This window comes from Reichenbachiella versicolor, from assembly GCF_003171675.1.
Taxonomy (GTDB): Bacteria; Bacteroidota; Bacteroidia; order Cytophagales; family Cyclobacteriaceae; genus Reichenbachiella; species Reichenbachiella versicolor.
Genome location: NZ_QFZQ01000006.1, coordinates 1 through 12,336, shown reverse-complemented (window position 1 = coordinate 12,336; position 12,336 = coordinate 1). Strand labels below are relative to the sequence as shown.

At 37.8% G+C, this 12,336-nt stretch carries 7 protein-coding genes; all 7 read left to right on the top strand.

Translation table 11 applies throughout. The features are described from left to right. Nucleotides 1–316: 316 nt before the first annotated feature. The 7 genes from DKG80_RS12770 (at nucleotide 317) to DKG80_RS12740 (ending at nucleotide 12,135) form a co-directional block, all read left to right on the top strand. Nucleotides 317–3,457 (top strand): SusC/RagA family TonB-linked outer membrane protein, encoded by a 3,141-nt coding sequence (locus tag DKG80_RS12770; protein ID WP_109831751.1) that lies wholly within the window; start codon nucleotides 317–319, stop codon nucleotides 3,455–3,457. A gap of 12 nt (nucleotides 3,458–3,469) precedes the next feature. Further along, nucleotides 3,470–5,248, top strand: a complete 1,779-nt coding sequence (locus tag DKG80_RS12765; protein ID WP_109831750.1) for a RagB/SusD family nutrient uptake outer membrane protein — start codon at nucleotides 3,470–3,472, stop codon at nucleotides 5,246–5,248. Between the two features lie 11 nt (nucleotides 5,249–5,259). Then, nucleotides 5,260–7,014 (top strand): hypothetical protein, encoded by a 1,755-nt coding sequence (locus DKG80_RS12760; protein WP_109831749.1) that lies wholly within the window; start codon nucleotides 5,260–5,262, stop codon nucleotides 7,012–7,014. 368 nt (nucleotides 7,015–7,382) lie between these two features. Beyond that, a complete protein-coding gene (locus DKG80_RS12755) occupies nucleotides 7,383–8,396 on the top strand; it encodes an L-rhamnose/proton symporter RhaT (protein WP_109831748.1) in 1,014 nt (337 codons plus the stop codon). 109 nt (nucleotides 8,397–8,505) lie between these two features. Continuing rightward, on the top strand, nucleotides 8,506–9,657 hold the full coding sequence (locus DKG80_RS12750) for a mandelate racemase/muconate lactonizing enzyme family protein (protein ID WP_109831747.1): 1,152 nt from the start codon (nucleotides 8,506–8,508) through the stop codon (nucleotides 9,655–9,657). Nucleotides 9,658–9,757: 100 nt separating this feature from the next. Further along, nucleotides 9,758–11,236 carry an aldehyde dehydrogenase family protein gene (locus tag DKG80_RS12745; RefSeq protein ID WP_109831746.1) on the top strand — a complete coding sequence of 493 codons (1,479 nt, stop codon included), beginning with the start codon at nucleotides 9,758–9,760 and terminating at the stop codon, nucleotides 11,234–11,236. Between the two features lie 119 nt (nucleotides 11,237–11,355). Continuing rightward, the gene (locus DKG80_RS12740) at nucleotides 11,356–12,135 is read left to right on the top strand and encodes an HpcH/HpaI aldolase family protein (RefSeq protein WP_109831745.1); all 780 of its coding nucleotides are present in this window, start codon (nucleotides 11,356–11,358) and stop codon (nucleotides 12,133–12,135) included. Nucleotides 12,136–12,336: the final 201 nt, after the last annotated feature.

Sequence of the window (12,336 nt, the reverse complement as noted above, 5' to 3'; positions counted from 1 at the left end):
TGCATTAAAGTATTATGAATACAACACTCTTAATTCGGTACTCGAAATGTTTTGATAAGCAATGAAGTGTTATTTAATGGTAACAATCTGATTTTTATTTGTTTGAATGCATACACGGAACAACAGAATTAGTGTGTAGATTATAAATAAAATGAGACCGAGATGTGTATAAATCGTGGTTTAAAGGTGTTGGAGGCGGTTTGTTACGATTTCAAAAACATTTGGGATTTATTCAAAACATAGGAGGATGTTACTAAATGATCTTTACGAAGGCTGAAAGCCATAAAAGTTTATTTACTATAACTAAGACTATGATATGAATGATGAGAGACTAAGAAGAGTCTGGAATGCGTATTTGTTGCTATGTGTGATGTTAGTGATGAGTGTAACAGCAATCGCTCAGAAGGCCACAGTGACAGGGAATGTAACCAGCGCTGATGATGGATCGGGCTTACCAGGGGTAAGTGTCATCATCAAAGGAACCTCTAAAGGTACTGTTACAAATATTGATGGTAACTACAGTATAGAGGCTGAAGAAAATGATATACTGGTTTTCTCCTTTATAGGAATGAAACAAGTAGAACATTTGGCTAATGCGTCTGTAATAGACGTTCGACTTGAACCAGATACCAAGTTACTTGAGGAGGTTGTTAAAATTGGATATGGTGAACAGACTAAGAAAGTAATCTCAGGTGCTGTTGCAAGTGTAGATGGTGAAGAGGTTCGAGAGTTTGTTACCAGTGATTTAGGTAATGCACTTCAAGGAAGAGTAGCAGGTGTCAATGTGACTTCTCAAAGTGGAGCTCCAGGTGCAAACTCTAGTATTACAATTAGAGGGTTGACAACCATTTCAGGTTCGAATGAACCCCTCTATGTTGTTGATGGTGTACCACAAGATGGTAATCCAAGACTTGCTCCAAGTGAGATTGAGAGTATAGATATACTGAAGGATGCCTCATCTGCAGCTGTATATGGAGCAAGGGGTGCCGCAGGGGTAATACTAATTACCACACGTCAACCTGAAGAAGGTAATATGACAGTCAACCTTCAAGCAACTTATGGTGTGAAAAAAATCAATGAGTCAGTTTTTGTTCCTACCATGAGTACTGCAGAACAATATCAGTTTATTGAAAATGCTAATCTCTATGACAGAAGTGCGAATAACCCATTAACAGGTTTGCAAGGGACACTTTGGGCAAGTAACGAGACAGATTTGAAAAAATTGATTCTTAATGATTACGCTCCTACCCAAAATTATAATGTTAATTTATCTGGAGGCTCTAGGCATATAGGATATAATGTTACGCTGGGGATGTATGACAATGAAGGGTCAATATTCAATTCCGGTTTTAGAAGGTACAATACGCGTTTTACCACTAGGTACAACAAAGGTAAGTGGAATGTGATGGCCAGTGCGGCTTATGCTTCTGAGCAGCAAAATCAGATCGTCGGTAATCTGTTAATTTGGGCGACACAATATAAACCTTTCTTGCCGTTGGTTGATTATCGAACGGACGTAGTAGAATGGGATAGTAGTACAGGTAATACCGATGCACGTGATAGGCAGTCTAATTTTCTTAGCGCACTTAGACGAGACCTTGATTTGACAAGAGAACGTTTTAATGGTAGTGTGAATATTGGCTACGATATTGGTTATGGTTTCAGTTCTAATACTGTATTTGGAGTATCTACCACTAATAGAATAAGTAGGTGGTTTGAGCCTCCAATCTACCAACAGGATATAGAAACTGGCGCTATTGTGACAGAGCCGTCACAAAGTGAAGTGTCAAGATTGACTCAAAGGATGACTACAAGGAATATCAATTCGGCATTGTCATATAATAAAAAAGTTGAAGGACATACTTTTACAATAACAGGTGTAGTTGATATTGATCAAAGAACCAATGAAACTTTTTATGCGACGGTAGACGGAGTAAATAATAGCTTAATTAGGACGTTTGATAATGCTAGCGGCACCTCTCAGGTATGGTCTTCTGCAGCCCCTGCCAGTGATGATTATAGAATAAATATGGCCAGTTTTGTAGGAAGGCTAGAGTATAACTATAAACAAAAGTATAATCTCATGGCTTTAGTCAGACGAGATGGTTCTTCAAACTTCTCCGAAGAAAACAGATGGGGTACATTTAATTCATTTTCTGCTTCATGGAATGTAGCAGATGAGGAATTTTGGTCAGCACTATCCTCTGTTTCCGATAATTTTAAACTAAGAGCAGGATACGGTGAATTAGGAAACGAAAGAATCAGGCCTTATTCATATTCTCCAACGATTAATACTGTTAACCTTGATTATCCTTTTGGAGCTTCAAACCTTCAGCCAGGAGCAGTATCAGAAGGGTATGCAAATGATCAAGTGAAATGGGAAACATCTATTACAACCAATGTAGGTACTGATATTGGGTTGTTCAAAAACAAGTTTTTGTTCAGCGCTGATTATTTCTGGAGAACTAACGAAGACATGCTGTTTCCAGTAGTTATTCCTCTATCTGCCGGTGCGTACAATACTGACCCTGGAGGAGCAGCTGGTAACAATATTGTAATCCAAAATGTTGGTAGTATGGAGAATAAAGGAATAGAGTTAGTTCTCACCTATCGGGATAGAGTAGGAGATTTTAGTTGGAACTTGAACGGAACATTCACTAGGATGAGAAATAAGATGACCAAGCTTAGTGGCGATACAGAGGTTGCACCATTATCTGGAAGTACTGTTCCTGGAAATTCTGATCTTCTTTCTGTATTGGCTTTGGGACATGAAGCTGGTTCTTACTGGGTCTATAAAACTGACGGTTTAGTAAGGACTGAAGAGCAACTGGCGGAGCAACAGGAAATCAATCCTGATGACGTTGATTTTGGATCTAGGATACTTGTTGATGTTAATGAAGACGGTACAATAGACAGCAATGATTTAACGTACGGAGGTAGCGCGATGCCAGATTATGAAGTCGGTTTGAATGTTGACCTTAAATGGAGGCAGTTTGATTTCACAATGAACTGGTATGCTTCTGTGGGACATGAAGTTTTTAATGGGGGAAAGGCCTACGCTTATAGTAGAGGTGTTCATAAGGATTTGCTTTATACCTATAGCCCAGAGAATCCAGACTTTGATGTTCCACCATATGCTGATTTCAGAACCAGCAACTACAACTACAGATATGCTTTAGATACATGGATAGAAGATGCCTCGTTTCTTAGGTTAAGGACAGTTACTTTAGGGTATACTGTACCTAACAAAATAGTTCAAAAAGTAAATGTTAGAAGATTGAGGGTCTTTATTTCTGCACAGAATGCACTTACGTTTACAAATTATGATGGATTCAACCCTGAAGTAGCAGGTGTGCCTGATAGTGGTGGGAATAATCAGTTGGCCACTCGCGGTCTCGACCGTGCCAATTATCCGATATCAGCACTTTATATGGGAGGTATTCAATTAAACTTTTAAGCCAGTAATAAGATGAAATCAAAATTATATTCAATAATAATGATCATATTGGCTGCAACAATTGTAGCCTGTGAAGAGTATTTGGATCAAGAAAACCCGAATCGTGTAACTCAAGACTCTTTTTGGTCTAATCTTGATGAGACAGACAGGACGGTAACGTCTGTATACAATGCAATGCTAAATCACTACGTAACGGCAGGACAATGGGAAAACCATAGGTCGGATTTAACTTCTCCGTTGAATAATAGAAATGGAAATGCTGTAAACGCAAATAATGAATTGTGGTATAGTCATACTTATAACGCAAGTACCCGCCAAATAAGTAATAGATGGCAGGCATGGTATACTGTTATACAGAGGGCAAATCAAGCTATTAGTGGTTTGGAGAATTTACCAGATGAAGTAAAGGAGTTAAATACCGTTGAATGGAATAGCCAAATGGGACAAGCTGTTTTCTTTAGAGGGTTGATGCATTTTTACCTTCACTCAAACTTTAATAATGGTAGAATCATAATTAGAGATAATAATATATTAGGAGAGGAGTTTAATTCTTCTCTATCTAGTTCTGAAGAAGTATTAGCATTCTTTAGAAATGATTTTAAGAGAGCTTATGATTTGCTACCTTTTGAATATGCCGAGGCAGGTAAAAGTGTAGGAAGAGTTAGGAAAGGAGCTGCTGCCTTACTTCTTGCAAAAAGCTATTTATATGAAAATCAGTACGATTCAGCCATTACTGTATTGGAAGATTTAATTGATAGGAAAGCTGAGTTTGGATTCGACTTACTCACGGGTGATGATAGGTTGTATGTCTACGGTACTACTGGTGAGCATAATGTAGAATCGATACTTGAAATTACATACGAATTGGAAGGTGAAGAATTATTGAGGTTTCATGAAGCTGCTTCTCATAATAGGTGGGCAAGATTTCATTCACCTGGAGCTAATAGAAACAATAATAGTATTTCATTTCCTTTTGGAGGGGGCTCAGGTGAGGTCACTATGTCAGCGTGGTTAGCATATGCCTATAAGAATGAAGAAGTCGATGCGGTTACTTATGGGAATAGAATAGTATCCTTACGTGCTCAAGCTATGGCAGCTCTACCAATGGATACCTTTCCAGGATATTATGGCCAGCCAATCGTAGCTAATGCAGCTTCTTTCAATACACGTACAGTAGGGTATTTCAGAAAGTATAGTAACTGGGATGTACTGGAAAATGAGTTAGACAATGTAAGAGGAGAGAATTGGTATTCAGATAAAAATGTTGTTCTATATCGATTTGCTGATGCTTATTTGATGTTAGCAGAGTGCTATGCTCAGACAGGTGATGCTCAGAAGGCATTGGATTTGATCAACGTGATTAGGTCTAGATGGGAATTAGTCTTGAGAGGAACAGACGTGAGTGGTACTGGTGGAACTTATGATGGAGAAGCTTATACTCCTGAGATGGTTATGGATACTATCATGTATCATGAGCGTCCATTAGAAATAGGGCTAGATGGAGTATTTGAAAGAGTAAATGATTTAAGAAGATGGGGAGTTGCTGGCGAAAGGTACCAAGCACTTAGTGAAGAAGATTGGTGGGTAGAAGATTTGCAAACGGCCTATCCAACAATTACTGCTTTTCCCGACCTTACAGGGTGTGTGATCATGAAAGGAACAGCTCCAGTAGATGCTACAAAGAACGTAGTTGAGAAAGAGTTTCAAGATGCGGCATTGAAGTTTGCATCGGAACCCTATGGATACTTCCCGATACCAGAGACTGAACTTGAAACGAACACTTCACTTTAAACCAAATAGAGATGAATAAAATATTGAATATAGTTTATGCTACCTTCTTTATTGCAGCCCTATTGGGATGTGTTGAAGACGAGTATGTTGCACCAGGTGATGGAGAGCTAGTTACAGCAAGGTGGAGAGTACAGGAACAATATGAAGAAGGAGGACCGATTCGTGTTGCTATTAATGAGTATTATCCTTTTTTGGATGCTTCTATAGGGGTTACAAGTCATGAATGGAGAATAGAGCAAGGAAATCATTTCTTGAAACAACAACCCGAGATAGAAGAGGATTTGTACGCTCAAATCAATTCAAAACTCGACACTGTTTCGAAAGAAATTGTAGCGAATGTTCTTTTTTCAGAACCTGGAGATACTTATGTAAGACTGTACAATACTTATAAAGATTCTGTTGCAAGTGTTCAAGAATACAGCAAGGCTACCGGGGAATATGATGGAGTTTTTTCTTCAGAATTTGATGAAAGTTTAGGACTATGGATAATTGATACTGCTATAGCAGTTAAAGTCTATGACACTCTGAAAGCAGAGTTTGCAGTATTCTTTGACGGTGAGGAAGTTTTAAAAGTGAATGGAGATGATTTTCCTTCTGGAGACCCTTCAGATTGGATCACTTTAGACGTACAAGATGGTGATGTAATTACTTTTGTCGATATGTCTGTTCAAGGTGAGCCTTCAGGTAGAGAATGGATAATAGGTACTGAAGATGAATATGATGAGACAACAGCTCTACTAGAGTTTGCTTACTCTTCTTTAGGAACGTTTCAAGTTGGGAGTTTTAGGACTTTTAGAAATAACCCTAAAGCAGAGGTAGAAAAATTCATTCCGCTCATTGTGAATGTTTCACCTTCTACTAAGCCTTTAGTGTCTGGTAGTATATCAGTGAGTGAATTTGATATTACAGAATCTTCATCTATTGTATCAATTGAGCTTAATGGAGCTCCTGTTGTAGAAACTGGAGATTTAACAGATTTTAGTATTAATATTTCTAATTCTGGCAAGGGCTATACTAGCCTGAATATTATACCTACTGCTTTTGAAGTTGAAAATTCTATAATTCATCTTACTCTTGATGAACCAATATATTTTGATGATGATGTAAAGATTACTTATTCAGGTACAGGTATTACTAACGCTTCCGGGTTGAGGACAATGCAGATGATTTCAGATGTGACTGTGACTAAAGGGTTTTTAGAGAATCAGTCAACACTTTCCGATTCTGAATTTAATACCGGATTTGAGATGGCAAAGGAAGATAATAGTGAACAGGCACTTTTGTATAATTATCCACATGCTGCTGTTTGGAAGAGAGTAGGAGCTCCAGGGTCAGGTCATGGCATAGCTAGTAATCAATGTATCAAGACAGGAACAGGAGGATCTAATTTTTTCTTTGAAACACAAGGAGTGCCATTAACAAATGTACCAGGGTCTATTGCTTCTCCAAGATCAGGAACTGTAAAGTTTTACATCTATATAGATGGTTCTGCTACAAATGTTAATTTGGATACCAATAATGGTATTGCAATTATTTTGCAAGGAGTGTCTTTCAACAGAGCTGATTTGAACCTTAATACAATCACAGGTGGAGTTACAGATAGCTGGGTGGAGGTAGATATACCTGTTACCTTTGATGAGGATGGTTCTAATTTCAGTGGTATCCGTTGTATGTTACAGTATGGTAATTTTGCTGGTAAAACAGCGTCATCTAATCTGACATATTATGTTGATGACTTTCAGGTATATTATGATACCAATAGGTAATCAAAGAATGATACAGTAGTTAAACTAAGCAGCCCTCATATTTTTATGCGGGCTGTTTAGTTTAGGTTCAAATTAAACTTAATCTCGAAAATAGATAAATGAATGTGATTTTTAGATGTCGTTAGTTTTTGGCAGTCTTCTTCTAACTCAATAGACAGTAATTAACCGACGTATTTTTAGTCAAACAAATTATAGGGTATTGGTAAACTGTCATTAATTATCAAGATAGTAAGAAGGATAATATCTGACTGATCATTGTTAATATCTGAGGATTAATCGAATCAAATATCTCCGACTTTTGGAAGAGATAAATTAAGATGATATTGACTATCCAAATAATAGTCGGTAAGAGATAAGATAATAACTATATGGATTCTTTTGCATTTGGGCTGACTTTACTAGTGTTTGCTAGTTTCTTTCAAGGAACATTCGGGTTAGGTATGAAGTATACGGAACCGCTCAAGTGGGAAGCATGGTGGCTGGTACATGCTACTACAGCAATGATTTTACTACCCATCTTGGCAGCCATGACATTTGTTCCAAATTTATTTGATGTCATAGCGGCAACCCCAGCTGATGTGAAGATGTATGCTATGATTTTCGGTGCTGCTTGGGGAATTGGAGGTATAATGTTTGGTAAATGTGTACCATATATTGGTATGTCTTTAACCTATGGGATTGTATTGGGACTTTGTGCTATAGTAGGCAGTTTGATTCCATATTTTACAATGGAGCAGCCTGATATGACGGCATTACCAAAAGTACTAGGAGGAGATGCATTGTTATTAATTGGTGTAGGCGTAGCTGCATACGCAGGGATCATGAAGGATAAAATGACAGGAGATAGTAATCAGTCTAATTTAAAAGTTGGATTGATCATAGCTATAATTAGTGGGGTGATGTCTGCTATGCTTGGAATAGGATTCTCTGAAGGCCTCCCAATAAGGGATATAGCCGCCGATGTAATGGCTAAAGATCAAACCGATGTAGACATGGGAGCTAATCTAAGAAATGGAAGTTTAGCCGTGTGGGTAGTAGTATTATGGGGAGGGTTTGCAATAAATGCATTTTACGCCATATTCTTACTGTTTAAAAATAATAGCTGGGGGTCTTTTGCTACCCTAAAATCTGGTAAGGCATATACTTGGTCCATAATAGCAGCATTAACGTGGTTTGGAGCATTAGCAATTTACGGTCAGGGTGTTTCAATGATGGGAGATATTGGTCCAGTGATAGGGTGGCCTATGTTAATGGGTGGAGGTTTGATTGTAAGTAATGTTTGGGCATACAGGTCTGGTGAATGGGATGGTGTGGCTAAGCCTTTTAAGGTACTGCTATTTGGTATTGCATTGATCATTGTTGCGACAATTGTTATGGCCTAGTAGTGAACAACCGAATATAGAATAACGGTAAAGGTTAGACATTTTAATCATTCGGTAAGGATTTAGAATTAGGGCATACTACTATGTACATTATGTCAACAAACAAGATATGAAAATACAGAAGATAGAACCATTTGTTTTAGTCAACAAACTAGACTCACCATTCTATTTCTCTCAATGGGAATATGATACACGTAAGATTTGTATAGTTAGGGTATTGCTTGAAGATGGAACTTATGGTTGGGGAGAAGGGTATGGACCCGCAGGAGTTGTCAAGGCAGGTATAGAATTTTTTGCGCCTTTTATCTTAGGAAAAAATGCTCTTGAAACTGAATCTGTTTGGCAAGAAATGTATTTAAGGTCAATGGATTATGCTAGAAGTGGGTCTTTTACTGCTGCTTTAAGTGCAATTGATATTGCACTTTGGGATGCCAAAGGTAAGTTGTTGAACCAACCAGTTTCAGTGTTGTTAGGAGGGGTTAAAAACCCTGTAATAGAGCCATATGCTACGGGTTTGTATTTCGAAAGAGTACCAGACCTCAAGAATAAATTGGTAGAGGAGGCTAAAATGTATAAGGCAGAGGGATTTAAGTCTGTGAAGATGAAAGTTGGACTCGGCATAGATGAAGATCTTGAGTATATATCAGCTATTAGAGAAGCTATAGGGTGTAATATGAAGTTAATGATCGATTCTAATCATGCCTATGATTATAAAGAAGCTGTTGACTTAGCTCGTAAGGCTGAAAAGTATAATATAGGGTGGTTTGAAGAACCTGTTTCTCCTGAGGACTATAAAGGCTATAAAAGGCTGAGGGAAAATACTACTATTCCGATTGCAGGAGGGGAGTGTGAATATTATAAGCATGGATTTAAAAGACTTCTGGATAATGATAGTGTAGATATTATACAACCAGACATTGCTGCGGCAGGAGGGATAACAGAAGTTAAACGAATTGCTACATTAGCATCTGTATACCACAAAAACTTGGTACCTCACTCTTGGGGTACGTGGATTGCGATAAGCGCAGCAGTACATTTAGTTGCTAACCTTGATAAGAATCCTGGGAGAATGTATGATGAAAAACCAACTATGGAGTTGGATAGAACTGAGAATGCTCTTAGGGATGATGTTACGGCTCATCAAATTCAGATGGAGAAAGGACAACTGTTTGTACCAAGTGCTCCAGGGTTAGGTGTAGATGTAAATGAAGACGAATTGAACAGATATTTAATTGCAGAAACAAAAGAGGAATATGTATGAGGAGGAAACGAATTAGAGCGTTCGATTAACTCTTTTCACTTCAAAAGAAGAAGAATAATAGACTCTTAGATGATTCATTAAACCATTGAAATAACACGAGATGAAATTTGGATATAAAAAATTATATATTGACGGTCAGTTAGTTGATGCGTCTAATGGGGAGAAGTTTGAAGTTGTCTGTCCTGCAGATGAACAAGCTTGTGCAACAATTGCTTGGGCAAGTGCAGAAGATACTGAAAGAGCGTTGAAGTCGGCACAGATGGGATTTGAGTCTTGGTCTAAATTCCCCTTAGAAGAAAGGCTTGATTGGATTGCTAAGTTGAGAAATAAAATACTGGCAAACAGCGATCTATTGAGAGAAGCTATTATGCATGAGATGGGTAAAACTTGGGAAAGCTCTGAAGAGGACTTGACGAGTATAACAGATTCTTTGCAGTTCTATTCTGAGGAAATTAAAACTAGAGACGATATTGAGATAGAGGATAGGGCAGGGACTCATACTCACTACTTAAAGCATCAACCATTAGGTGTTTCTGTTGCCTTTTTAGCATATAATTTCCCTTTATTAAATCTAGGCTTTAAACTAGGACCAGCTTTAGCAGCAGGTTGTTCTGTGATATTGAAACCTTCTGAGTTTTCGCCATTATCTGCTTATATGATTGGTGAAATGTGTGCTGAAATAGGGTTTCCATCTGGTGTAGTGACAGTTATGGCTGGTGATAGAAATAACGTAGGGATTCCTTTATGTGAAAGTACTATTCCTAAGCTTGTAACTATGATTGGTTCAACAGAAACTGCCCAGAAATTGATTGAGCAGAGTACTAAATCTTCCATTAAGCGTTTTAGTATGGAATGTGGAGGAAATGCTCCGTTTGTAGTATTTCCAGATGCAAATATGGAGGATGCAGTAGAAATTGGAGCAGGGTTGAAGATGGGAAACTCAGGTCAGATTTGTGTGGCACCAAATAGATATTTTGTACATGAATCAGTAATAGATGATTTCATAACTGGTATCAAAGAAAAGTTTGAAAGTGCAAAAATAGGTTTCGGAAGAGAAAATGGGCCAGACATGGGGCCTTTAGCTAATAAAGCATCAGTAACAAAAGTTCATGGGATTGTTCAGGAAGCAGTTACCCAAGGAGGAGTTGTATTATCTGGAGGAGAGGAAGTTGAAGGACCTGGATTTTATTATAAACCAACAGTAATAAGACTTGATAACAATAGAGCCGAGATTCTTAAAAAGGAGATTTTTGGTCCCGTAGCTATTATCACTCCATTTACAACAAAAGAAGAAGCTTTAGAGGTAGCTAATAACACGGATGCAGGATTAGCATCTTATGTATTCTCTCAGAGTCAGGATACATTGAATTACTTCGTTGATAACCTAGAGTTTGGAGAGGTCTTAACTAACGGAGTAAGATTTGATATAAACCTTCCACATGGAGGGATTAAAAATAGTGGACTAGGAGTTGACTGCTCAACTTATGCTTTAGATGACTATCTAATTAAGAAGAGAGTTACAGTTGCACCACTAAAAAAAGTAGAAAGTACAGTAAAAAAGGAAGCTGCAGAGGCTTAATAGTACAAGTTGAAGGTCAAATGAATTGTTGATATTCATCATCCTTGGTGTTTTGATTGGTGATGATATGACAGTTTTTGTGTGCCTTGTAAAGATGCAGTAATGAAAGAGAGATTATCATGAAAGTGAATAAAATAAAACAGGCTTTGAAAGAAGGTAAAACGGTCTACGGACCATTTTGCAAAATTTCTGATCCTACTATGGTGGAACTGGCAGCTCTGGCTGGGTTTGATTTCATTATTATTGATATGGAACATGGGCCGATCAGTGTTGAGTCAGCTCAAAACATGGTAAGAACAGCGGAGGCTAGAGGTATAATTCCTGTCGTACGTGTAACAGAAAATAACGAGACACTTATTCTTCGTACATTGGATATTGGAGTAAGAAGTATTCAAGTTCCTCAAATATCCACAAAGCTTGACGCACAGAGTGTTGTAAACGCAACCATGTTTCATCCAAAAGGAGAGAGAGGTATGTGCAGATATGTAAGAGCTGCAGATTACACCAACATAGACAAAGTAGATCACTTTGGTACCGCAAATGAAGGCGTAATATCTATAGTTCATATAGAAGGACTTGAGGGGATTAAGAATCTTCCAGAAATATTAGATACTGATGTTGATGTAATTTTTCTTGGTCCATATGATTTATCACAATCATGTGGAGTGCCAGGTCAAGTCAATCATGAAAAAGTGGTAAACAAGATGCAAGAGGCAGTCACCCTTGCTAAAAGTAAAGGTAAAGCTGTCGGAACCTTTGTCGAAAGTGTGCATAGCGCAAAGAAATGGGAGGAAATAGGAGTACAATACATTTCATACTCAGTGGACGTAGGTTTGGTATTGAATACATATAAGTCAATTATTTCAGGATTGAAAGAAAAGGAATTAGTCAGAGTTTAGATTTTTATTATCATATATTACATTTAAAAGCGGATCATTTATGGTTCGCTTTTTTTTTCTGAAAGTCTCTTCATACCAATGCATAGATTACCTAAATAACTGATGATCTAAGCTGTTTTCTATTAGAGAAAAATTTTTTCTACGTGCTCTACGGCAACAACTGTGGGTGCTTAGCGTCTGTTATCGGTTTTATGCTCGGGG